At 37.2% G+C, this 23,242-nt stretch carries 20 protein-coding genes and 1 pseudogene; 8 read left to right on the top strand and 13 right to left on the bottom strand.

Annotated elements, in window-relative coordinates; translation table 11 throughout:
- Positions 1 to 30: 30 nt before the first annotated feature.
- The 3 genes from ACFIMS_RS03070 to topA all read right to left on the bottom strand — a co-directional run bounded on the left by ACFIMS_RS03070 (position 31) and on the right by topA (position 6,322).
- A complete protein-coding gene (locus ACFIMS_RS03070; RefSeq protein WP_375628148.1) occupies positions 31 to 1,203 on the bottom strand; it encodes an MFS transporter in 1,173 nt (390 codons plus the stop codon).
- Between the two features lie 265 nt (positions 1,204 to 1,468).
- Positions 1,469 to 3,745, bottom strand: coding sequence for a ribonuclease R (gene rnr / locus ACFIMS_RS03065; RefSeq protein WP_375696379.1), 2,277 nt, complete (start codon positions 3,743 to 3,745; stop codon positions 1,469 to 1,471).
- A 3-nt stretch (positions 3,746 to 3,748) separates the two neighbouring features.
- Positions 3,749 to 6,322, bottom strand: a complete 2,574-nt coding sequence (gene topA / locus ACFIMS_RS03060; protein ID WP_375668374.1) for a type I DNA topoisomerase — start codon at positions 6,320 to 6,322, stop codon at positions 3,749 to 3,751.
- 264 nt (positions 6,323 to 6,586) lie between these two features.
- Between topA and ACFIMS_RS03055 the strand changes: the two genes are divergently transcribed.
- Positions 6,587 to 6,793 carry a hypothetical protein gene (locus ACFIMS_RS03055; RefSeq protein ID WP_005773510.1) on the top strand — a complete coding sequence of 69 codons (207 nt, stop codon included), beginning with the start codon at positions 6,587 to 6,589 and terminating at the stop codon, positions 6,791 to 6,793.
- Here ACFIMS_RS03055 and dprA read toward each other — a convergent pair.
- From dprA to ACFIMS_RS03035, 4 genes and pseudogenes are all read right to left on the bottom strand, one after another.
- Positions 6,723 to 7,955, bottom strand: a complete 1,233-nt coding sequence (dprA, locus tag ACFIMS_RS03050; RefSeq protein ID WP_375650374.1) for a DNA-processing protein DprA — start codon at positions 7,953 to 7,955, stop codon at positions 6,723 to 6,725. The genes ACFIMS_RS03055 and dprA overlap by 71 nt on opposite strands.
- Positions 7,912 to 8,544, bottom strand: a complete 633-nt coding sequence (gene plsY, locus ACFIMS_RS03045; RefSeq protein ID WP_375611937.1) for a glycerol-3-phosphate 1-O-acyltransferase PlsY — start codon at positions 8,542 to 8,544, stop codon at positions 7,912 to 7,914. The genes dprA and plsY overlap by 44 nt, the downstream gene beginning before the upstream one ends.
- Positions 8,545 to 8,555: 11 nt before the next feature.
- Positions 8,556 to 9,858 (bottom strand): annotated as a pseudogene (locus tag ACFIMS_RS03040) (dihydroorotase).
- Positions 9,855 to 10,820 carry an aspartate carbamoyltransferase catalytic subunit gene (locus ACFIMS_RS03035; protein WP_375638414.1) on the bottom strand — a complete coding sequence of 322 codons (966 nt, stop codon included), beginning with the start codon at positions 10,818 to 10,820 and terminating at the stop codon, positions 9,855 to 9,857. The pseudogene ACFIMS_RS03040 and the gene ACFIMS_RS03035 overlap by 4 nt, the downstream one beginning before the upstream one ends.
- Positions 10,821 to 10,945: 125 nt before the next feature.
- Here ACFIMS_RS03035 and ACFIMS_RS03030 point away from each other — a divergent pair, with 125 nt between their 5' ends.
- Complete coding sequence (locus ACFIMS_RS03030; RefSeq protein ID WP_375613414.1) at positions 10,946 to 12,565, top strand: acyl-CoA dehydrogenase family protein; 1,620 nt, start codon at positions 10,946 to 10,948, stop codon at positions 12,563 to 12,565.
- On the opposite strand, the gene ruvX is transcribed toward ACFIMS_RS03030, so the two are convergent.
- Positions 12,550 to 13,029 (bottom strand): Holliday junction resolvase RuvX, encoded by a 480-nt coding sequence (ruvX, locus tag ACFIMS_RS03025; protein ID WP_375611932.1) that lies wholly within the window; start codon positions 13,027 to 13,029, stop codon positions 12,550 to 12,552. The genes ACFIMS_RS03030 and ruvX overlap by 16 nt on opposite strands.
- Before the next feature lie 148 nt (positions 13,030 to 13,177).
- On the opposite strand from ruvX, the gene gatC reads away from it, so the two are divergent.
- Positions 13,178 to 13,465 (top strand): Asp-tRNA(Asn)/Glu-tRNA(Gln) amidotransferase subunit GatC, encoded by a 288-nt coding sequence (gene gatC / locus ACFIMS_RS03020; protein ID WP_375606898.1) that lies wholly within the window; start codon positions 13,178 to 13,180, stop codon positions 13,463 to 13,465.
- Between the two features lie 31 nt (positions 13,466 to 13,496).
- Positions 13,497 to 14,981 carry an Asp-tRNA(Asn)/Glu-tRNA(Gln) amidotransferase subunit GatA gene (gatA, locus tag ACFIMS_RS03015; RefSeq protein ID WP_375611931.1) on the top strand — a complete coding sequence of 495 codons (1,485 nt, stop codon included), beginning with the start codon at positions 13,497 to 13,499 and terminating at the stop codon, positions 14,979 to 14,981.
- A 95-nt stretch (positions 14,982 to 15,076) separates the two neighbouring features.
- Here gatA and ACFIMS_RS03010 read toward each other — a convergent pair whose 3' ends face one another.
- The 5 genes from ACFIMS_RS03010 to ACFIMS_RS02990 form a co-directional block, all read right to left on the bottom strand.
- A complete protein-coding gene (locus tag ACFIMS_RS03010) occupies positions 15,077 to 15,787 on the bottom strand; it encodes an ABC transporter ATP-binding protein (RefSeq protein WP_273791026.1) in 711 nt (236 codons plus the stop codon).
- Entirely contained in the window at positions 15,774 to 16,556 is a 783-nt protein-coding gene (locus ACFIMS_RS03005) for an ABC transporter ATP-binding protein (protein ID WP_375611930.1), read from the bottom strand. The genes ACFIMS_RS03010 and ACFIMS_RS03005 overlap by 14 nt, the downstream gene beginning before the upstream one ends.
- The gene (locus tag ACFIMS_RS03000; protein WP_375611929.1) at positions 16,553 to 17,611 is read right to left on the bottom strand and encodes a branched-chain amino acid ABC transporter permease; all 1,059 of its coding nucleotides are present in this window, start codon (positions 17,609 to 17,611) and stop codon (positions 16,553 to 16,555) included. The genes ACFIMS_RS03005 and ACFIMS_RS03000 overlap by 4 nt, the downstream gene beginning before the upstream one ends.
- Positions 17,611 to 18,687 carry a branched-chain amino acid ABC transporter permease gene (locus ACFIMS_RS02995; protein ID WP_375611928.1) on the bottom strand — a complete coding sequence of 359 codons (1,077 nt, stop codon included), beginning with the start codon at positions 18,685 to 18,687 and terminating at the stop codon, positions 17,611 to 17,613. Before ACFIMS_RS02995 ends, ACFIMS_RS03000 begins: the two co-directional genes overlap by 1 nt.
- Before the next feature lie 114 nt (positions 18,688 to 18,801).
- Positions 18,802 to 19,935 (bottom strand): ABC transporter substrate-binding protein, encoded by a 1,134-nt coding sequence (locus ACFIMS_RS02990; RefSeq protein WP_273791030.1) that lies wholly within the window; start codon positions 19,933 to 19,935, stop codon positions 18,802 to 18,804.
- A 323-nt stretch (positions 19,936 to 20,258) separates the two neighbouring features.
- Between ACFIMS_RS02990 and ACFIMS_RS02985 the strand changes: the two genes are divergently transcribed.
- From ACFIMS_RS02985 to ACFIMS_RS02970, 4 genes are all read left to right on the top strand, one after another.
- The gene (locus ACFIMS_RS02985; RefSeq protein ID WP_273791031.1) at positions 20,259 to 20,834 is read left to right on the top strand and encodes a cold-shock protein; all 576 of its coding nucleotides are present in this window, start codon (positions 20,259 to 20,261) and stop codon (positions 20,832 to 20,834) included.
- A gap of 251 nt (positions 20,835 to 21,085) precedes the next feature.
- Positions 21,086 to 21,598, top strand: a complete 513-nt coding sequence (locus ACFIMS_RS02980; protein ID WP_375681234.1) for a DUF192 domain-containing protein — start codon at positions 21,086 to 21,088, stop codon at positions 21,596 to 21,598.
- Positions 21,595 to 22,368 carry an alpha/beta fold hydrolase gene (locus ACFIMS_RS02975; RefSeq protein ID WP_375611926.1) on the top strand — a complete coding sequence of 258 codons (774 nt, stop codon included), beginning with the start codon at positions 21,595 to 21,597 and terminating at the stop codon, positions 22,366 to 22,368. The genes ACFIMS_RS02980 and ACFIMS_RS02975 overlap by 4 nt, the downstream gene beginning before the upstream one ends.
- Positions 22,369 to 22,988: 620 nt before the next feature.
- Positions 22,989 to 23,201: a DUF3126 family protein gene (locus ACFIMS_RS02970; protein WP_375638411.1), complete on the top strand. Its 213-nt coding sequence runs from the start codon at positions 22,989 to 22,991 to the stop codon at positions 23,199 to 23,201.
- Positions 23,202 to 23,242: the final 41 nt, after the last annotated feature.

Below are 23,242 nucleotides of genomic sequence, written 5' to 3'. Positions count from 1 at the left end.
CCGGCAACACTACGGATGTTCTCAAAAAAGTCAAGAGCTGATTAATTTTCTCATAAGTTGGACAAACACCAAAATGACATATAAACCGAAAAAAACAGCCATGGCTATTGAAAAACCAAAGGGTTTAAAGATATCCATGGATTTTCCGATAAAGGTCGGTCCGATGAGCATACCAATTCCATAACAAAAAATAAAAGCAGAATTAGCAGCAGCAAGTTCTTGCCCCTTGAGACGGGCTCCTAAATGTGCAAGACTAATTGTATAAAGGCTCGCTGATACACCACCCAGAAAAAACAAATCAAGCATCAGAATCCATGGATATTGAAGAATCCATGGTACTATAAAAGTTCCTATAAAACCTAAAATAGCGCAACTCATCAGCGGGTAGCGTCGATCTTTGGCGTAGTCGCTTATAATGCTGATAGGAATTAAGAGGAAAATATTCCCAAGTGCAAGGGTTGCCATAAAATGTGCTGCTTCATTCTCATTATAACCAATGGATAAACTAAAGGGTATTATAAGAGTTAATACGCCCATTTGAATGGCCCCGTAAACAAGGACCGCCATCATTGCACTTGGAACGTGAAAAAGATAACGAAAAAATGGCATATATTGATTTTTTTGAAATTCTGGACTTAATTTCCAAGCGGTAAGAATTGGTATAGTAGCAAGTATAATAAGGCTATATCCAACAGCAAAAGGAATAAATCCTTGTGTTCCCACTTTTGCTAGCAGCGTTAGACCTATTATAAACCCTAATCCTAAGACAATAGCATAAATAGAAAGGATCAAACCGCGTTTTTTTGGGGGAGCATAACTGTTGATCCAAAACTCTGACAGGATAAACATAACTGTCATGCTGAAATGTAATATAAACTTTAAAATAAACCAAACCCATATGGGATCAAAAAAATAGAATCCTAAAAAACTTAAAGATCCTATCGCCATCATAAGCAATATTGTTTGAGCGATTCCTAAGTATAAGGCAATTCGAGACGTAAAAATAGCTGCAATAATTGTGGCGATTCCACCAACTGTTCCACTATAGCCGATTGTACTGTTGGAAAGTCCTTTCTCTGCCATAAGAAGAGAGACAAGTTGTGTTCCCATTGCCAATGCTGTTCCAACAGTGCCAATGGTTGCAATAGCGGCAATAATTGCACGCAAAGAATTATTTTGAGAGTCAAAAGGTTTTTTTTTCATGAGAATGGCTTAAGGTACTCTTGTTTATTTAAACAATGAAAAGATGAGCTGAAATGAAAGGGAGCCAAAACTATCCTTTGCAGTTTCTCTCATTTTCTAAGTATAAAAAACTGCAAGATTTTTATATGGTTATTATAGACTTAACAATAAAATTTATCCTCTTGTATACTAAAGAAATAAGATTGTATATATAAATATTATATAATATAAGTCATTTCTTAAATTGAATTTATTATTCATATATATTCAATGGAGGGCAAGAAGATTAATTTTTTCTTTTCCCATAAAAAGTATACTTTTGTTTTTTTAATTTGTTTTTATGGTAGGATGTCGGTGAAAATTTTATTGGACGAGGTTTTGTTAACAGTTCAAAGCATAAAGCGCCAGCAAAAGGTTGTACCGTTATAAGTTTTACTTCTACAACATCACTGAGCTGATAGCCTTTATGGCTACGCTGTCCTACAAGAACATGTTGTGCTTCATCAAAATGATAATAATCATTTTTAAGTGTAGAAATATGGATAAAACCATCTGTATTGAGTTTATCAAGTGAGATAAAAAGACCTGCTTTTGTAACTCCGGAAATGCGGCCTGTAAAAATACGACCGATTTTATTCGTTAAATAGTGAGCAACAAGCCGATCAATCGTTTCTCTTTCAGCCATCATTGCACGGCGTTCGTATAAAGAAACTTGCGTAGCAATTTCTGCAAGATTTTGTTCTTGTGTATCTGTTAATTGATCATTTCCTAATTTGAGAGCTTTAATGAGTGCTCGATGAATAATGAGATCAGCATAACGACGGATTGGTGATGTAAAATGTGTATAGTTCTGCAAATTTAAACCAAAATGGCCACTATTTTTAGGGTTGTACTCTGCTTGTGATTGTGAACGCAAAATAACTTGATTGACTAGTTCTTGTTGTTGAGTATGAGCGACCTTTTCTAAAATTCTATTAAGGCGCGCTGAGGTAAGTTCGCTTCCGCGGGAGAGTGGTATCCCCAAACTTTGAAGAAAGCTCCGAAGTATTTCTTGCTTAGCAAGAGAAGGTTTTTCATGAATACGATAAATGAGCGGCTGGTGATGTTGTTTTAATGTTTCAGAAGCTGCAATATTAGCTTGTATCATAAACTCTTCAATTAAACGATGCGCTTCTAGTTGTGGTTCACTCACAACATCTTTTATGCATCCATTTTGATCAAGAATAATCTTTTTTTCTGCAATTTCTAATTCTAGTGGTTGGCGACGATTTCGCGCAGCTTTAAGGCATGCATAGGCTTCCCATAAGGGGTGCAAAATGCTCTCAAAAAGAGGGGTTATTTTTTCATTTATATTACCTTCAATTGCCAATTGTACTTCTTGATAAGAAAGTTTGGCTCTTACACGAATCATAGTACGATGAAAACTATGTTTTCGTTTATTACCGTTTGCATCAAAAATCATACGAACGGCTAAAGCTGGTCTTTCTTTTCCTTCACGCAGAGAACATAAATCATGAGAAAGGCGTTCAGGTAACATTGGCACAACGGTATCGGGAAAATAAACAGAATTTCCACGTTTCAATGCTTCTTTATCTAAAGCACTTCCTGTTTTGATATAATAAGAAACATCTGCAATGGCTACAATAATAATCCAACCATCATTATTTGCTGGATCCTTATCCTTGGTTGCATAAACTGCATCATCATGGTCTTTTGCATCTGGTGGATCAATTGTAATAAAGGGTAATTGTCGCCAATCTTCACGATTATCCATATTGGCAGCTTTGATATGTTTGGCTTGCTCAAGAACACTTTCAGGAAAAATATAAGGAATTCCTTTCGAAAGAAGCGCTATCATTGAGAGTGTTTTCTCACTCTTAATGTGCCCTAAAACATTCTTTATTTTTGCGCTCTTTAATCCGTAACCAGTATTTTTTTTTATTTCGACTTCAACGAGATCACCAATTTGAATCTTCATTTCTGGAGACATTTCAACAATGAGTTCATTGGTTTTGCGGTCTATAGGATCAAGGCGCCATTGATTATTTTCCAATTTTCGTACAATAGCAAATGCGCTTTTGGGAGATACATCAATTTTACGAATAATTCGTCCCGTATAAGGATGGCTTGAGCTTTCAGAATTTTTATTTCGAAAAACTTTTACAAGAATATGATCTCCAACACCAATATTACTTCCTGTTATGTGATGAAAAGAGTGTATTTCAATATTGGGCTTTGGAGAATCTTCCCATTCAAGAGGTTGTGCAATAAAACTTCCATCTTTATCACGTCCGCTAATTTTTACTAAAGAAACAGGGGGTAATTTTCCTTTGTTTATTGCTCTTTTGTGGTGTTTAGATATGAGATTTTGATCCTTTAACTCACGTAACATATCTCTAAGCCAGATACGAGAATCGCCTTTTAAGTTAAAAGCTTTAGCGATTTCTCGTTTACTTGAGTGGTTAGGATTCTCAATTATAAAGGAAAGGATTGCTTCCTTATTGGGAAAAGTTTTCCCCTTGAATGAAGAGAGATATTTTATGTTTTTTTCACCTTTAGCCAAAATTTATGTCTCTTTTATTTTTGCTTTTGTTTTAGAAGAAGCTCTTTTTGAAGTTGTTTTTTTACTCGATGCTTTAGCCGATATAAGTTCTAGTGCCTCTGGAAGTGTTACACTAATGGGATCTTTATCTTTTGGCAATGTTGCATTAATTTTACCCCAATTGACATAAGGACCATAACGCCCGTTGCGCACGGTAATGGTTCCTCCTTCGGGATGCTCTCCTAATGTTGCCAATGCTTCAGGTGTTGTTCTGCTTTGCCTGGTTTTGTTTTCTTGTTGTTCTGCTAATACTGTAACAGCGCGATTGATACCAATATCAAAAACTTCATCTGCATGAAGAAGGCGCGCAGATTTTCCATTATGGCTAAGATAGGGACCATATCGTCCAATCGTAGCCGTGATTGTTTTTCCGGTTTCAGGATGAATGCCAATTTCACGGGGAAGGGATAGTAAAGCCAAGGCTTTATCAAGGGTTACATTTTCTGCCTGCCATTCTTTTGGTAATCCTGCACGCTTAACTTCTTTGCTTTCACCAAGTTGAATATAGGGACCAAACCGGCCATTACGAAGAGAGATCTCTTTTCCTGTTTCAGGGTCAATACCAAGTATAACAGGTTCATCATTGCGTACAGCTTCATTCTCTTCTCCAGTATCTGTACCAAGTTGGTGTGTGTATTTACATTCGGGATAATTGGAACAGCCAACAAAAGCACCATAACGCCCAAGTTTTAATGATAATTGACCATTTTTACAAAGAGGACAGGAACGCACATCACTTCCATCTTCGCGTTCAGGAAAAGCGAGAGGTGCTAATGTTACATTTAAAGCATCAAGAACATTGGTTATACGGAGTTCTTGGATATTGCTAATAGATGCATTAAATCCATCCCAAAAATCTCGCAATACGTCTTTCCAAGAAAGTTTGCCATCAGAGATAAGATCCAGCTTTTCTTCAAGATCTGCTGTGAAACCATATTCTACATAGCGATTAAAAAAATTTTCAAGAAAGGCTGTAACAATACGTCCCTTGGCATCGGGAATAAGCTTTCGTTTATCAATGACAATATATCCACGGTCACACAATGTCGCTAATGTGGATGCATAAGTTGAAGGACGACCAATTCCTAACTCCTCAAGCTTTTTAATTAATGAAGCTTCAGAATAACGAGAAGGGGGCTCTGTGGTATGTTGTACAGATTCAACTTTTTCTTTTGTAAGTGCTTCACCAGTGTTTATTTGTGGTAAACGTGTTGTTTCATTTTCTTCATTATTTTCTTCGTCTCGTTGATCCGTGTAGACGGAAATAAAGCCATCAAAACGAACAACAGATCCTGTTGCCCGTAGATTTGCACGCTCTTCTCCTTGCTGTGCTTCAATTTCAACGGTTGTACGTTCAATGTCAGCAGAGCGCATTTGGCTGGCAATGGCACGCTTCCATATCAGATCATAGAGCTTTGCTTGATCGCTATCGAGAAAATTACGGACTTGACTAGGATTGCGTTGAAAATCTGTTGGGCGGATCGCTTCATGTGCTTCCTGTGCATTTTTTGCCTTTGTTGAATAAAAACGTGGCTTTTCAGGAATATAGTCTTTTCCGAAAGTTTCATGAATAACTTTTCTTGCTGAATCAATAGCCTCAGGTGCTATCTGCACACCATCGGTACGCATATAAGTAATAAGCCCTGCCGTTTCACCATTAATTTCAATGCCTTCATAAAGCTTTTGGGCAATTTGCATAGTGCGAGAAGCTGAAAATCCTAATTTTGAAGAAGCTGCTTGTTGTAGTGTAGAGGTTGTAAATGGAGGAAAAGGATTTCTCTTTGTAGGTTTTGCTTCAACACTGAGTGTATGATATTGAGCTTTCTCCAGCATAAAGCGAATTTGGTCTGCTTGTTCTTGAGATTGAATATCAAGCTTGCCTATTTTTCTTTGATTAAACATTGTCAATCTTGCTTGGAAACTATCATTTCGGATGGTTTTTAACTGTGTTGTAATGGACCAATAATCTTCTTTGATAAAATGTTCTATTTCTGATTCACGATCACAAATAATACGCAAAGCAACCGATTGAACGCGTCCTGCTGAACGCGCACCAGGGAGTTTACGCCATAAAACAGGTGAAAGTGTAAAACCAACGAGATAATCGAGAGCACGACGTGCAAGATAAGCATCGACAAGGGATGTATCAATATTACGTGGATTATTCATAGCATCAAGCACAGACTTTTTGGTGATGGCATTGAAGACAACTCTTTTAATAGGTTTATCTTTTAAAACTTTTTTTTGACGAAGAACATCCAGAATATGCCATGAAATAGCTTCCCCTTCACGATCAGGGTCTGTTGCTAATATAAGGCTATCAGCTTCTTTAACGGCTTTTGCTATTTCATTTAAACGTTTAGCGGCAGCAGAATCTATATCCCATTTCATAGAAAAATCTTGATCCGGTAAAACAGAACCATCTTTTGCAGGCAAATCACGAACATGTCCAAATGATGCGACAACTTTGTATTGAGATCCAAGATATTTATTAATTGTTTTTGCTTTTGCTGGAGATTCAACGATAACGATATTCATAATTTTACCCAAATATTGAAATAAAAATTTTTTTATAAACGCCTTTTACGCGAATAGCTAATGCCAATTGCTTAAGAGCACATAAAAAAATATTAGCCATATAAAAAACATGAATATTGTACAACTTATGATTGTCATTATTAGAGTACACCCTATATAGAATTACACGATTTATTTTCCACTGTTATTACAAAAACATACGGCGAAATACTAAGATAACGTCTATTGAGAGGTAGGAGGGGAAATGCTCAAGGATAGAGGATTATGTTTATAAATCATTTAAAAGTTATCCAATATATTACAGACATGTCAAAGCAAATGAATCAGATGGCGCGTCAGGCGCACAGTCCGCTTTTAGCATTGCTTTTGGATATGGTTGCCAAAGAAGGGCAAAGCATTATTAATAGTGCTGAGGCTCTTGGGGAAGATCAAGATTCGACAATGACACACAACCACCAGAGTGTCGAATAAGCTTTCCAGCAAGCTCGAGTTCTACCAACAAGAGGTAGAGAGTTGGGAGTGAAATACCTGAGTGGATACTGAGTGTGTCTAAGTCGATTGGCGTTGTTGAAAGAGCGGAGAGAACTGCTGCACGTGCTGCATCATCATCTGCTAAAGAGAGATCGCTGTTTTTTTCATCTGCTAAATTAAAATTCTCCTTTTCAAGTTGTAAGGAGGATGGTTCCTCAAAAAAATTGAGTTGCGAATTTGGAAGCGGTGAAATTAATGGCGTAAGTGTTTCTATAATGTCAGAAGGATGTGTGGTGAGTAGAGCACCGTCTTTGATAAGATTGTTTGTACCAACAGATCTTGGATCAAGTGGAGAACCGGGAATGGCAAAAATTAGCCGTCCCATTTCAGCTGCTTGACGTGCGGTAATTAAGGACCCTGAGCGCAGGGCTGCCTCTACAACCAAGAGACCAAGTGATAGAGCTGCAATAATACGGTTTCTTCTTGGAAAATCGATAGCACGCGGCTTCCAAGAAATGGGCATTTCGCTGATGATGGCTCCACCGTTGGCAATAATATCTTCATGCAACTTTTTATTTTCAGGAGGATAGATATGATCAATTCCTCCCGCCATGACTGCAACAGTTCCTGTTTTTAAACTTGCTTGATGCGCAACGCTATCAATTCCACGAGCGAGCCCAGAAATTGTTACAAAGTCTGCTTCTCCGAGAAAACGCGCAAATTGAGCTGTAAGCTTTTTTCCCGCAGCTGAAGCATTTCGAGAACCTATAATTCCAATAGAAGTTTTTTGAAAAATTGAAACATTACCTTTGATAGCAATAAGCGGCGGAGGGGCTTCTGTAACCTTAAGAAAAGCTGGATAATCTGGTTCTCCCATACCGATAAACCGGACACCTAATCTTTCAGCTTCTTGCATTTCTTTTTCTGCATCTTCTAAGCTTGCTATTTTAATAGATACAGAACCACCCCCTTTTCTACTAAGCTCTGGCAGTGCTGCCAGAGCATTTTCTGCTGTTTTATAATGATCAATGAGATTGCGAAAACTAACAGCTCCAATATTTTCACTGCGCAATAACCGTAACCAGCTTAGACGTTGATGATCAGTAAGCAGGATTCCTTTATTTATCTCCGTGTTGCGTACCAATCTTACTTTCTTCCCCAATTAATAATCTACCGATATTTGCAGAATGTTTTATAAACACAAATACGCTCATCACAATCAGCATACAATAGAAATAAGAAGCGGAAAAATAAAAAACAAATATCGGTGTGATCGTAACAGCAATAAGCGCAGATAATGAAGAATAACGCATGAGGAGAAAAATCGCACTCCATACAATAATAAAAATAATTGCTGCAGGCCAATAGATTCCTAAGCAGACTCCTAGATAGGTAGCAACACCTTTGCCACCTTTAAATTTAAGCCATACGGGGAAAAGATGTCCTAAGAAAACAAAAAAGCCTGCTAGAGAAACAAGGATACTATTGTCTAGCGGATCACTAAAAAACTTTATAACGAAAACAACGATAGTTCCTTTCAACATATCACAAAGAAGTGTTAGAGCAGCAAGCTTTTTATTTCCTGTTCGTAAAACATTTGTTGCTCCAATATTGCCGGAACCGATTGTTCTTATATCACCAATTTTGAACAATTTCGTAAAAAGAAGCCCAAATGGAATCGAGCCAATGAGATAAGATACGAGGAAAATAAACCATGGAGTGGACTGAAAAAATATTTCTGCTTCATTCATTAAGAATCTCATTAAGTTTGTTGATCAAGTTTAAAAACGTTTTTCCCTTTCACAAAAGTCTGGATCACGCGTCCTTGAAAACGTGCATTCTCAAAAGGGGTATTTTTTGAACGTGAATAGAGCTTCTCTTTCGAAACAACCCATGGTTCTTCAAGATCAACCACAATAAGGTCTGCATGAGCCCCTTTTTTGAGTGTTCCTGCATTGAGTCCAAAGAGCTTTGCAGGCGCCGTTGACAAAAGTTCCGTTATCCGTAGAAGAGATAGGCTCTCATTATGATAAAGACGTAAGGCTGCGCTCAATAAGGTCTCCATACCAATAGCGCCAATTGCCGCGTCATTAAATGGTAAATGTTTTGTGTCGATACTCTGAGGATCATGAGAAGAGACAATAACATCTATAATCCCATCCTTTATTGCTTCAATCATTGCTACACGGTCTTCTTCTGTACGCAATGGGGGCATTAAGCGAAAAGAAGTGCGATATTGTCCAATGTCATTTTCATTGAAAGATAAATGATTAATAGATACACCCGCTGAAATTTTCTCACTGCGTTTTTTACCTAAACGAAGTGCATCAGCAGAGAGTGCTGTCGATATTTGAGCGGCATGATAGCGTGTTTGCGTTAATGCTGCTAAACGTAGATCTCTTTCAAGTGGGATAACTTCTGCTTCGCGAGGGATGCCAGAAAGACCAAGCCAACTGGCAAGCAGTCCTTCATTCATCACACCTTGCCCTGTAAGATCTTTATCTTGCGTTTCATGCATCAATGGAACATCAAAATCGCGTGCATAAGTCATTGCACGCCGCATAACAGATGAATTTTGAAGTGTTTTTTTTTCCTTCACTAAAGGCAACGGCTCCAGCATCTTTGAGCAAACCAAATTCGGTTATTTCTTGTCCGTTGAAACCTTGTGTGATTGAAGCAACGGGATAAATATTGACCAATGAGATTTCCTGTGCTGTATGCGTAATAAATTTAACGAGTGCTACATTATCAATAACTGGATGCGTGTTTGGCATCATAAGAAAGGAAGTAATACCACCTGCTGCGGCCGCGTAACTTGCTGATGTAATTGTTTCACAATGTTCATTCCCTAATTCTTCAACAAAAACGCGCGCATCAACAAGTCCAGGGAGAATTGCTTTGTTTTGTGCGTTAATAACTTCTGCTTCTTCAGGGAATCCCTGATTCAGAGCTTCTTTTCCAGCGGCTATAATTCGTCCATTTTCAACAATAACTGTACCAATTTCATCGATTACGCGCGAAGGATCAATAATACGAGCATTTTGAAAAACAACTGGTTTTATCATTTTTTTTCTCCACTGATCTTTGCGCGTGAATCTAATAGAGCCTCCATGACAGCCATACGCACTGCAATTCCCATTTCTACTTGCGTATGAATCATACTTTGTGGTCCATCTGCTATATCGGATGCAATCTCTACACCACGGTTTATTGGGCCAGGGTGCAGAATAATAGAATCATTTTTGGCATAGGCTAAATTTTCTTTATGTAAGCCAAAATAATGGAAATATTCACGCGTAGAAGGAATAAAAGAGCCTGTCATCCGTTCATGCTGTAAGCGCAACATCATGATAACGTCAGCATTTTTAAGACCTTCTTTCATCGTGTTAAAAACCTCAACACTCATATGAGCGATTTCTGCGGGTAAGAGTGTTGAGGGAGCAACAGCACGAACACGAGCACCCAAAGCATTGAGACACAGGATATTGGAACGGGCAACACGTGAGTGTAAGATATCTCCGCAAATCGCAACAGTTAATCCTTCAATACGACCTTTTGCCCTTTTAATGGTTAGAGCATCTAATAAAGCTTGGGTTGGATGTTCATGAGCACCATCACCTGCATTAATAACACAACAATCAACTTTTTGCGCTAATAAAGCTGCCGCTCCTGCACTGTTATGGCGAAAAACCAGTATATCTGGCTTCATCGCATTGAGAGTTGTAGCAGTATCAAGTAATGTTTCTCCCTTTTTTACAGATGAGTTGCCGATCGCAAGACTCATCACGTGTGCACCTAGCCTTTTACCCGCTAATTCAAAAGAAGATTGTGTTCGCGTAGAGGCTTCAAAAAAGAGATTAATTTGAGTCCGTCCATGCAAAGTAGATTTTATTTTATCAATTTTGTTAGAAAGGATAATATTTGCTTCTGCACGATCAAGCAATGTATTAAGATCTTGTACACTCAGATCTTTAATAGCTAAAAGATGTTGATGAGGGAAAAGTGGGAAAAAATTATCTTGCATCATAGCATTCTTCTTTATCTCTCTCTAAACAGGTTAAACAAGCATTTGTTTGAATATGATAAATGTTTCTTAACTCTAAAAAGACAAATAGTCTATGATATGAATGATTTGAATGTAGGAATATACCTATGAGTGCTGTATCTGCGCAAAATACTCGTCGAAAAAATACATTTCTTAGCGATACGCTTATGTTTCGTATTGCTTCTACTTTGCCTAAGTTTTTGTTAGCAAGTTTTGAAGAAATAGGGGATTTTGCCGCGAGTCGAGAAGCATGGAAACTTTCTTGCTTAGCGAATCATTATAAGCCTTTACTATGCTATAATGATGAATGGGGGCAACCAACAGAAAGATTAGAGATCCATTCTTCCTATCAAGCTCTTCAACAATATTCTAGACAAGCAGGTTTGGTTACCTCGCTTTGGGAAAATACGAGCTCAGAAAATGGAGTACGCTATCAAGCGCGTGCGATTCGTTTAGCTTTATCTGCTGGTTTAGAAACAGGACATTTGAATGAAGTTATCATAACGAGTGCAGCTATTGCTGTTTTAATTAGTGATATTGAGCTCTTCAAAAAATGGCAAAATGTACTTTTATCACGCCAATATGATTCCTCATCAAAACCTATTCATCATAAAAAGGCTGCTTCTCTAACTTGTGCATTTGACGATATTGAAAAATACGCTTTCAATTTTCCAAGTGTTAAGAAAATTTCTTTCGATGAAAGTATGGAACGTGATCTATATCGTTTAAATGTTGTAAAAACCAACGTTATTAATCCTACCGCTGACGGATATCTTGTTAGTGCAGATTTAGATGGTCATTTAAGTTGTTTTTTTATTCCACGCATACAAGAAAATGGCGCATTAAATGGATCTATATCGATTCGTCATTTAATTCAGCGTTCTGGAGAACTTTTAACACCAGAGGGGGTTGTCGACTTCCAAGGCAGTTATGGCTGGCTTTTGGGAAATGCTGGAGAAGGGCTTAAAGTTATTAAAGATATCGAGACGATGATGCGTTTCGATCAATCTGTCATATCGGCAGGTGTTTTACGAGCGGCTCTTCAATTTGGTATGGATTTTTTCCGGAAAAAAATACCCAATCAGCCTTTACCTCCACTGACAGAACGTATTTTTGCAGATATTGCATTAGATATAGCTGCCTCACAAGCATTGGTTTTGCGTTTAGCGAGAGCATTTGACAATGCAGCAAATGACCGTTCTGAAGCAGCTTTTGCCCGCATTATGACACCTATTATTGCTTATCATGTAAGTCAATTGGTTGTGCCTATTATTGGTGAAATTATTGCACAACTTGGTATTGAAAGTTTTATAGAGAATAATCCATTATCACAAATGTTGCATAATGGGCCTGCGCGAATTGTGAGAAATAGTTCTGCTAATCAATTGGTAAAGGATGCAATTCTTATTGCTGAAAAAGCACCGGGATTGTTTCAGAAATTGTTGGAAAAAATTGCTCTTGATATTGGACCAGCGGGACCCCGAGCAATTGAAATTATTAAGTCAGCAGGTGATATGGCATCAGCAAATGAAGGTGCAGGAAGATTTTTTGTTGAACAAGTAGCTTATGCAGCAGCAGCAGCAGCATTACGTTCTACAGACATAGAACATGTTGCGAATGCCTATATGGAAAGCCGCCTTGGGGGACAATGGAGATCTTCTTACGGGATGCTCATTGCACGATATAATGCAGGGCATTTGCTCAATGTCCTCTATCCTTCCATATGATGAAAGTTTTGAATTCTATTGAGAGCACCTTGCAATATAAAAGCGGCGGCTGCCGAATCAATACGGCTTGCTCTTTTAGCGCGCGATACATTCATTTCTAAAAGAGACCGTTCCGCAGCAATTGTTGATAAACGTTCGTCCCAAAAAACAAATGGAATTTTTGTATAAGCTTTCATATTGCTCACAAAAGCTCTGGTTGCTTGAACACGAGAGCCACTGCTTCCATTCATGTTAAGAGGTAAGCCAATGATAATAACGCCTACATTTTCACGGTCAAAAATTTTAATAAGTGTGTAAGCATCTTCTGTAAATTTTTTTCGCTGTAGTACAGGACGCGGATTTGAGACAGTCAGCCCCATATCAGAAATCGCAATTCCGATAGTTTTTGTCCCTAAATCTAAGCCTGCTATTGTTTGTCTAGGCAAAAGATGTTTTATAACTTCATCTATATTAATAACAGTCATAAAGGTATAATACGTTTTTTAATGTTTCAGATCTATAGTTATATTCTTTATTCATGTTATCTAATATTCTTGCACTTACAAGTGCACCCTTGTATAGCCAGAATAAAGATCAAATAAATAAACAAAAAAGCAGAAAGGCGTAAAGAGTATGTCTGTTGATCAAGAGACAGTCAAGCGGATAGCACATTTAGCAAGGATTGCCCTCCACGATGATGAGATAGAACCTGTGACAAAAAAATTCAATGCTATTTTAGGTTTTGTAGAGCAATTGAATGAAGTTGATGTCAGTGGGGTTGAGCCATTAACATCTGTGATGCCGATGACTCTACGAATGCGTGAAGATAGTGTTACAGATGGCGATAAAGCAGCAGATATTGTAGCCAATGCCCCTGTTACAGAAGAAAATTTTTTTCTTGTCTCAAAAATTGTTGAGTAACTTTTTATATTTTTGAAATTTGAGAACCAATATGACTGATTTAACAACTCTCACAATTGCGCAAGCTCGTGATGCTCTAACAAAGAAAAATCTCAAAGCAACAGAATTAACGGAAGCTTATTTACAAGCAATAGAGTTGGCGAATCCAACTTTGAATGCTTATGTAACAATAACAGCAGAACAGGCAATGAAAATGGCTGCTGAATCAGACAGTCGCTTAGCGAAAGGGCAGGGAGGGCTTTTGGAAGGAATTCCCTTGGGGATTAAAGATCTTTTTGCAACCTATGGTGTTCATACTCAAGCCTGTTCAAATATCCTTGATGGTTTTAAACCGCACTATGAATCAACTGTCACGGCTAATTTATGGCAAGATGGTGCTGTGATGTTAGGAAAACTTAATATGGATGAGTTTGCTATGGGCTCATCCAACGAAACATCATATTATGGTCCCGTTATTAGTCCATGGAGAAAAAAAGGCTCAAATGAAAAACTCGTACCCGGTGGTTCTTCGGGAGGATCCGCAGCCGCTGTTGCTGCACAAATTTGTGCTGGTGCAACTGCAACCGATACAGGTGGCTCAATACGTCAACCAGCAGCTTTTACTGGAACTGTGGGAATAAAGCCAACTTATGGACGTTGTTCGCGATGGGGCGTTGTCGCGTTTGCTTCATCTCTTGATCAAGCTGGACCTGTTGCTAGAGATGTTCGTGATTGTGCTATCTTACTCAGATCAATGGCCTCTTTTGATGAAAAAGATTCTACTTCCGTCAATTTACCAGTTCCTGATTATGAAAGTTATCTTGGTCAATCAATCAAAGGAATGAAAATCGGTATTCCAAAAGAATATCATGTGGATGGAATGTCTCCAGAAATTATTGAGCTTTGGCAAAAAGGAATAAATTGGTTAAAAGAAGCAGGTGCTGAGATTAAAGATATTTCTTTGCCCCATACAAAATATGCTCTACCTTCTTATTACATTATAGCTCCTGCAGAAGCCTCTTCTAATTTAGCGCGTTATGATGGTGTGCGTTTTGGTTTGCGCATGCCTGGGAAAGACATCATTGAGATGTATGAAAATACGCGTTCTGTTGGTTTTGGTGATGAAGTCAAACGGCGCATTCTGGTTGGGACTTATGTTCTTTCATCAGGTTATTATGATGCCTGTTATTTAAGAGCTCAAAAAGTAAGAACACTCGTAAAACGTGATTTTGATCAATGTTTTGCTTCAGGCATTGATGCTATTTTGACACCAGCAACACCAACATCTGCTTTTGGTATTGCTGATGAAAAAATAAAAAATGATGCTGTAGCAATGTATCTTAATGATATTTTTACTGTACCAGTTAATATGGCTGGATTACCAGGAATTTCTGTTCCTGCTGGTCTGTCATCAAATGGTTTACCTCTAGGATTGCAATTGATTGGTAAACCTTTTTCTGAAGAAGTCATTTTTCAGATAGCGCACATTATTGAACAAGAAGCAGGAATATTCAGTGCAGAAAAATGGTGGATGTAATAGTCAAAATTCACAAAGGAGCATTTCTCATCCTTAATGAGAAATGCTCTTTTAAATGGTGGAGGGAATGAGCTCTATTTCCTTAATTCGTAGTCTTACCCACCAAGATAGGCTTCTTTAACACGCGAATCAGAGAGCATAGTTTTTCCTTCACCGTGAAATAAAATATGTCCTACCTCTAAAATATAAGCATAGTCAGCTATGGAAAGTGCAGCAAATGCATTTTGTTCAATAAGAAGAACAGTTTTCCCCATATCATTAATTTTGCGAATAATCGAAAAAATTTCTCGAACGAGAAGTGGTGCTAACCCCAACGAGGGTTCATCTAATATGACCATATCAGGATTGCTCATGAGTGCACGGCCCACAGCAACCATCTGTTGTTCACCACCTGACATTGTTCCTCCCAACTGTTTTGCTCTTTCACGTAGGCGCGGAAAAAGGTCAAATATCCATTCAATATCACGGGAAATTCCCTGCTTATCGTGACGAATATAAGCGCCTAGATGAAGATTCTCTAAAACAGTGAGATGGGGCATGATACGTCGTCCTTCAGGGCTTAAAGCAATCCCTAATCGCAAAATCTCTTCTGGTGATTTTTTAATAATAGATTTGCCATTATAGGTAATTTCTCCATAAACAGAGCGATTAAGCCCTGTAATAGAACGTACAATACTGCTTTTTCCTGCACCATTGGCTCCAATTAAAGTGACAATACTGCCCCGCTTTATGGACATAGAAAGATTTTGGACAGCTTTAATGGCGCCATAATGAACGTAAAGATTTTTTATTTTAAGAATATCCATAAACATCTCCGCCAAGATAAGCTTCAATAACTTTAGGGTTATTACGAATTTCATCTGGTGTACCACTGGCAATGCAACAGCCATATTCCATAACCAAAATATGTTGGCAAAGCCCCATAACCACTTTCATATCGTGCTCAATAAGAAGAATTGTAAGATCAAAGTCTTTTTGCACTTTTGCTATGAATTTTCTAAGATCTTCACTTTCTTGTGGATTCATGCCAGCAACAGGTTCATCAAGAAGAAGCAATTTGGGCTTTGTGGCTAACGCACGTGCAATTTCTAGACGTCGTTGCACACCATAAGGTAAAGCTGTTGCCGATTGATTGGCAAGATGATCAAGTTGTAGCTGTTCAAGGAGCTCCAAGGAATTTTTATAAACTTCCTTCTTTTCTTTTATTGCTTTTGAAAAAAAGAGAGCTGAAGAAAACCAAGGATATTTTTGTCGAACATGCGCTCCTACCATAACATTCTGCAAAACCGTTAACCCTGAGAAAAGACGAATATTTTGAAATGTTCTGGCAATATGGCTTCTACAGATAATATAAGGAGACGCTCCAGAAATTTTTTTCTCATCAAAAAGAATGATGCCGCTTGTAGGAGCATAAAATCCAGAAATCATATTGAAAACTGTTGTTTTTCCAGCACCATTGGGACCAATTAATCCAGTAATACTTCCTCGTTTAATTGCCATATTAACATTATTTACAGCAACTAATCCGCCAAAACGCATTACAATATTATTGAGTGAAAGGATATTGTCGTTCATAGCTTTCCCTCAGTATTAGAAAGCTTTTTGCGTGTCAAAAAGCTATAAATTCCATTCCATGAAAATTCTCGTTGTCCCATTAACCCTTTTCTCCAAAACAAGATAATTACCAGCAATAAAAGAGAAAAAACAACCATACGAAGCCCTGGGGTTTCTGGAATATGTATAAAACCTAAGTCAAATGGACTTTCAATGATACGAAGCCATTCAAGCATGACTGTAATAATAATGCTGCCAATAATGCTCCCTGTAATTGAACCGAGACCACCAGCAACAACAATCATTAAAATATTAAAAGTCAGAAGAAAATTAAACATTTTTGGATCAATGGTTGAAATAAGAGCCGCCATTAATGCGCCACCTATACCTGCAAAAAATGCTCCAACAGTAAAGGAAAAACTACGGTAGAAAAAAGCATTAATTCCCATAGTTTTCGCAGCTATTTCATCATCACGGATAGCACGTAATACGTTACCAGTATTGCTTTGCAGTAAGAGGACAATAAAGAGAACTGTAAATGCTAGCCAACCATAGTTCCACCATAATGTTGCATTTTGAGGTATTCCTTTGATTCCCAAAGAGCCATTTGTGAGCGATGTTGCGTTCGTAATGACAATGCGAATAATTTCCGCAAAACCTAATGTTGCAATTCCAAGATAATCGCCACCAAGACGCAATATTGGTAAAGCAATTAATAAACCTACAACAGCAGCACACAAACCACTTACGACAACAGCGATAAAAAAAGGTAACTGCAAATGATATAATGGTTCAGCAATAGGATCAAGAATCCACATCATTTCTTTTTGTTCAGGGGAAAGAAGTAAAATTGCGCAAACATAAGCACCAATAGCCATAAATCCAGCATGTCCAAGAGAAAACATACCTGTGAAACCGTAAATCAAATTAAGCGAAATTGCCAATATCGCATTAATAGCAATCAGATTGATGATACGAAGCGTATAGTCATTAAAATGGCTATCAGCATAAAATAAAAAACCTATGAGAACTAAAACACTTATACACGATAAAACAGTTGTCGCTGACTTTGCCATTAGATTTTCTCCTGATTTCTTTTACCCATTAATCCTGTGGGCAATATCAATAGAATCAGAATCAATAAAATGAAAGCGAAGGCATCTCGATATCCAGATAGCGCGGGGAAAAATGCGATAATCATAATTTCAATAAACCCTAATAACAATCCTCCCAACATTGCTCCTGGTATCGAACCAATACCTCCGATAACAGCAGCAATAAATGCTTTGAGACCAGGAAGAACACCCATATAAGGCTGAATTTGAGGATAACGTAAAGACCACATAATGCCTGCTATGGCGGCAAGAGCTGAGCCTATTCCAAATGTAAACGCAATAACTTTATTGACAGACACACCCATCAAACGTGTCGTTTCAATATCATGGGAGATTGCGCGCATAGCAAGACCCGGTTTTGTTTTATGGATAATCCATAATAGTAATAAAATAAGAATTAATGACACAAAGGGAACGATCAGAGACATGGGAGCAATTCTGATGATACCATCTGCTCCTGATCCTAGATGCCATAAAAATGGTGTTACAAGAAAGTCTGGCTGTTGTACACCTTTCGGAACACCACTAAAGAGTACAGTAGCAAGATTTTCAATAAAAAAAGAAACACCAATTGCACCGATAAGTGCCGAAATACGCGGAGCATGGCGTAGAGGTTTATAAGCAAATTGATCAACAGCAACACCCACAGCACTTGTAATAAAAATGGAAAAACAAAGAGCTAAAACCCAAATCGGTGTAAAGTCTTGCGGGGAAATTTTAAAATAATAAACAAATCCTAGCGCAAGAATTAAAAAAGCAGCAATCCAATAAATTGGAGGACGCCTTTTAAAGCCTATAAAGACCGAATAATAAACAAGAGCAGCAAGGAACAAAAGAAGAAAAGCTGCCCAAGCAGGCATAAAGCCAATTGTGGAAAAGAAAACAAAATATGCTCCCAGCATAAAGATATCACCGTGAGCAAAATTAATGAGTCTCAGTATACCGTAGACCATGGTGTAGCCAATAGCAATAAGCCCATAAAGAGATCCCAATGCCAGTGCATTAAAAAAGTACTGGATGAACATTTCAGTGCTCATCTCTCATCCTTCCACATTTGTTAATTTACATAGGACAATAAGAAATTTCTAAGTTTTTGGTTGAGAAAAAGATCCTCAACCAATTCTTGCATTTTAATAAGCACAACTTTTTAATTAAAAAGCAGGTTTAACTTCTTCTAAATAAACACGTTTTCCATCCTGTATTTTAATGATACCAATAGGAATTTTAGGATTATGATTTTCATCCATTGACATATCCCCAAAGGGGGTAGGAAAATCTTTTAATTGGCTAAGTGCGATAGTAATTTTTTCACGATCAGTGCTACCAGCATTTTCAATAGCCTTCATGAACATCATATAACTCGTGTATCCCAAAACAGAATTGATATTTGGCTCTTTGTCTGGGTAAGCTTTTTTCCATTCTTTTGTGAATTCTTGCGCAGCTACTGACATATTTGGCATATCCTCACTATAGGGAAGTGTCGTATGTAAGAAACCTTCTGCAGCTTTTCCTGCAATCGTAATGGTTTCTGGATTATCCATAGCATCTCCACCCATAATTTGAAATTTAGCCCCTAATTCTCGTGCTTGTTTCATGATGATAGCACCTTCAGAAAAGTAAGATGGAATGAATAAGATATCAGGTTTCTGGGCGATAATTTGCGTGAGAACAGCTGAAAAGTCCTGATCTCCAGAATTATAATTTAAATTTGAGATAACTTCACCACCTAATTTTTTGAAAGCACGCGTAAAATAACTTGCAAGACCAATAGCATAATCGCTTGAAATATCTTTAAGGATAGCAGCCTTTTTTGCGTGTAAAGTTTGGCTTACATAAGTTGCGATTCCTACTCCTTGATAGGAATCAATAAAGCAAGCACGAAAGTAATATTTTTTACCCTGTGTAACAAGGGGACTTGTTGAGGACGTTGCAATGGTTGGAGTCTTTGCCTTTTCAGATATTTCACCACCTGCTAACGAGAGCGAAGAACCATAGCTACCAATGATTCCACTCACTTTTTCACTTGCTGTTAAACGCATAACAGCATTAGCCGCTTCTACTTTATCAGACTTATTATCAATAATAACAAGTTCTACTTTACGTCCTAAAATTTCTGGAACTTTTTTATGGGCTAATTCTATACCTCTAATTTCAAGCTGACCTCCAAATGCATTTTGACCACTTAATGGAAGATAAACACCAATCTTAATAGGTTCACTCGCATAAACATTTGCTGTAAATGCCATAAATGCTGCGATTATCGTAAGGATTTTCTTCAATTGCATTGCGCATTTTCCTTAATTGAATTGTCGTTTTTTCACCTTATATTGAACTTCTTCATCATGCAAGTTACACATTAATCAAAATATCATTATGTAAAAAAACTTTTATATGATCTCTTTTGTAGGGCACTTCTTGTAAGGTATGTAAAGTGTACAATCAAATAGTTTTATAAATATTCACGTTGATATTCTCTGACATTAACATAGAAGATACGACAATGTGGGGAAATCTTATCTTGGGGCTTGCGTGTTGATACAAGAGCAATGTTTACTTAAACCTAGAGAATCAATATCGTACAATTTATAAGCTACAGGATCACGTTATTATGACGAGTAAGGATGCATTAAAGGATTGTTCCCCATCTGAGGATAGTATAGGTGCTTGTGGGGAGATTATCGAAATCAGTGGTGTCATTAAGTGGTTTGATGGTAGTAAGGGGTATGGATTTATTGTACCTGATTTACCTCATTTCCCCGATATATTATTGCATGTTACAGTAATGCGAAGGGATGGTTTTCAAACAGCTTTGGAGGGAGCTAAAGTCATTTGTGCTGTGGAAAAAACTGAACGAGGATTAAAGTGCGTTCAGGTGAAATCCATAGATTGTTCTTCAGCAATCCATCCATCAGAAGTTCCAGCCCGTACCCATGTTGTTGTTACTCCAGAAAGTGGACTAGAACGAGCAATTGTTAAATGGTTTAATCGTGACAAAGGATACGGTTTTCTTAGCCGTGGGCAAGGAACGGAAGATATTTTTATTCATATGGAAACATTGCGCCGTTTTGGTTTAGCAGAGCTTCGTTCGGGTCAAGTTGTTCTTGTACGTTTTGGTAAAGGAGAAAAAGGTTTAATGACAGCAGAGATTTATCCGGATATAGGCATTCCTTTAGCTACGCATTAAATTTCACGAGTGAAATCAGTGTGTTTTCTATATTTTTAAAGGTGATTGTTTCATAAATTGCTATAGAAGTAGATTTTTAAAGAAAATATAGCTCTCGTGAATCCATAAACCAAATGAAGAAAATTGTGCATATTACGTTGAAAGAAACTAGAAAATAACAAGGAAGCAATTCTCTTGTTTTTTGACTTTTAAACTCTGGTACTTTTTATTTTATAAACAAAATTTAAAATTTTTCTCTGGTGGAGACAAGAATGTTAAAGCCTTTTAAAAAGGAGTATATTGTTTTATTGGTGATGCTTTTTATGTTAGATATGCGTGTTGTTGTAGCAAAGGAGCCCATAGAGATTCCTGTGCATCCGATTCCTTTAGAAATACATACAAAGCAAGGTCCGGTTTTTTATAAGGTAGAGATTGCTTTTACGCCATCTCAAGCAGCAGCTGGTTTAATGTATCGAACTGATTTTCCACGCGATCGTGCAATGCTCTTTAAGCAGCTAAAAAGTTCTCGATCGGGAGATGAGCAGAAAATTTTTATGTGGATGGCAAATACGCCTTTACCTTTAGATATGATTTTCTTAAACTCTGAGGGAATTATTGTATCGATTATTGAAAATACTTCGCCACTTTCAACAAATACCATTTCATCAGAAGTTCCTGCAGCTTTTGCACTTGAAATTAACGCTGGTGAAGTTTCTAAAAAAAAGATACAAAAAGGACAACGTGTTATTCATCCTGTACTTTGTGGAAAGTGCAATAAAAAATGACCGCTGAAGATATTCGTTTTTTTGAATATAATGGTTTGCGATTTGCTTATCGAGAAGAAGGGCAGGGCGCGCCTATTTTGTTGATCCATGGTTTTGGATCTTCTGCACGGGTGAATTGGTATGCAACGGGTTGGTTTCGTATTCTCACTGAAGCAGGATATCGTGTTATTGCTCTTGATAATCGCGGTCACGGAGATTCAGTTAAAAGTTATGATCCTATCTTTTATACACCTCAAGCTATGGCTGGCGACGCAGTAAAGTTACTGCAGCATTTAGAGTTATCTAAAGCCCATGTTATGGGATATTCTATGGGGGCTCGTATTAGTGCTTTCATGGCTCTTTTGCATCCAACATATGTACACAGTGTTATTTTTGGTGGTTTAGGTATTGGTATGGTGACGGGAGCAGGAAATTGGGAGCCCGTTGCTGAGGCCCTTTTAGCAGAAGATATTTCCACTATTACCAATACGCGCGGTTTAATGTTCCGTAAATTTGCAGATCAAACGAAAAGCGATAGGCGTGCTCTTGCTGCTTGTATCATTACATCAAAACAGGAGTTAACGGCGTCTGAAGTTTACAAAATCAAACAACCAGCACTTGTTGCCGTTGGTTCATTAGATGAAATTGGCGGTGATGCAGAGCCATTGGCAGCCTTGTTGCCTTGTGGTGAAGCTTTATCAATTCCTGATCGAGATCATATGCTTGCTGTAGGCGATAAAGTTTATAAAAAAGGCGTTATCGATTTTCTTTCTCGTTATCCTATAAAATAAGAACTCTTCATAGCTTTTAGAATTTACAGAAATACCCAATATTTTTATTTCGTATAAATTGAAAAAAGCTTATTAAAAAATCTTTCTGTTATGACGTAAGTTTTTATAAAAAATGAAAAGAAAAATAAACTCTTATTAGCTTATTTTGTATATTTTCCAGAGAGGTAATTCTTCTAAGATTAGATAATTATACTTTAAAGGTTATTAAAAAGAATTATTTTCGAATGATGTAATAAATATTTTTTGCTAAAAAATGTAGTTTTAAATAAAAAAATATTTTTATTTGTATTTTTTATAAAATAAACAAAATTATAAATTATTGATCAATTTATTCTTACGAATATGCATTTTAAATACAGATGCTAAAATTGGAGATAAAGTAAAATTATTAAAAATATACAGTTTTTTTTTGCCATTTTTTAATCTATACGGGTATATTTAATAATGATAGACTCCTTTTGTAAACGTTCTTTATGAATGTATAAAGAACGTTGTGAATATATGTAATATTAAGTAAATATTCAGATTATGCTTTTTTACTGACTTTACAGAATCATAAGAGTGTCTTATTTGCACGACACGCAATTATTTTAATCGTTTCAAAAAAACAGGAGAGCATAGTGAATGCTGATGAAATAAAAAAACTTGATAATTATTTTAAAAATATATTCCAAAACTCAGCATTGCAAGTCAGAGCACGGCCTAAAAAGAGTGATTCTTGTGAGGTTTATATAGGAGATGAGTTTTTAGGCATTATCTATCGAGATGAAGATGAAGATGAGCTCTCCTATAATTTCTCAATGGCTATATTAGATATTGATTTAGAAAATTGATTCGTTATTCATAGTTGAATGAAGTCTTTTTTATCCCATAA

The organism is Bartonella sp. AP331QHHD, assembly GCF_042195905.1.
Classification (GTDB): Bacteria; Pseudomonadota; Alphaproteobacteria; order Rhizobiales; family Rhizobiaceae; genus Bartonella.
The sequence above is the reverse complement of the archived record's forward strand: the minus strand, read 5'-3'. Positions and strand labels throughout refer to the sequence as shown.

Excerpts from the sequence above, each read along its gene's own strand:
- ACFIMS_RS03070 (WP_375628148.1), bottom strand. The coding sequence starts at position 1,203 with ATGAAAAAAAAACCTTTTGACTCTCAAAATAATTCTTTGCGTGCAATT.
- topA (WP_375668374.1), bottom strand. The coding sequence starts at position 6,322 with ATGAATATCGTTATCGTTGAATCTCCAGCAAAAGCAAAAACAATTAAT.
- ACFIMS_RS03055 (WP_005773510.1), top strand. The coding sequence starts at position 6,587 with ATGTTTATAAATCATTTAAAAGTTATCCAATATATTACAGACATGTCA.
- plsY (WP_375611937.1), bottom strand. The coding sequence starts at position 8,544 with ATGAATGAAGCAGAAATATTTTTTCAGTCCACTCCATGGTTTATTTTC.
- ACFIMS_RS03035 (WP_375638414.1), bottom strand. The coding sequence starts at position 10,820 with ATGATGCAAGATAATTTTTTCCCACTTTTCCCTCATCAACATCTTTTA.
- ACFIMS_RS03030 (WP_375613414.1), top strand. The coding sequence starts at position 10,946 with ATGAGTGCTGTATCTGCGCAAAATACTCGTCGAAAAAATACATTTCTT.
- ruvX (WP_375611932.1), bottom strand. The coding sequence starts at position 13,029 with ATGACTGTTATTAATATAGATGAAGTTATAAAACATCTTTTGCCTAGA.
- gatC (WP_375606898.1), top strand. The coding sequence starts at position 13,178 with ATGTCTGTTGATCAAGAGACAGTCAAGCGGATAGCACATTTAGCAAGG.
- gatA (WP_375611931.1), top strand. The coding sequence starts at position 13,497 with ATGACTGATTTAACAACTCTCACAATTGCGCAAGCTCGTGATGCTCTA.
- ACFIMS_RS03010 (WP_273791026.1), bottom strand. The coding sequence starts at position 15,787 with ATGGATATTCTTAAAATAAAAAATCTTTACGTTCATTATGGCGCCATT.
- ACFIMS_RS03005 (WP_375611930.1), bottom strand. The coding sequence starts at position 16,556 with ATGAACGACAATATCCTTTCACTCAATAATATTGTAATGCGTTTTGGC.
- ACFIMS_RS03000 (WP_375611929.1), bottom strand. The coding sequence starts at position 17,611 with ATGGCAAAGTCAGCGACAACTGTTTTATCGTGTATAAGTGTTTTAGTT.
- ACFIMS_RS02995 (WP_375611928.1), bottom strand. The coding sequence starts at position 18,687 with ATGAGCACTGAAATGTTCATCCAGTACTTTTTTAATGCACTGGCATTG.
- ACFIMS_RS02990 (WP_273791030.1), bottom strand. The coding sequence starts at position 19,935 with ATGCAATTGAAGAAAATCCTTACGATAATCGCAGCATTTATGGCATTT.
- ACFIMS_RS02985 (WP_273791031.1), top strand. The coding sequence starts at position 20,259 with ATGACGAGTAAGGATGCATTAAAGGATTGTTCCCCATCTGAGGATAGT.
- ACFIMS_RS02980 (WP_375681234.1), top strand. The coding sequence starts at position 21,086 with ATGTTAAAGCCTTTTAAAAAGGAGTATATTGTTTTATTGGTGATGCTT.
- ACFIMS_RS02975 (WP_375611926.1), top strand. The coding sequence starts at position 21,595 with ATGACCGCTGAAGATATTCGTTTTTTTGAATATAATGGTTTGCGATTT.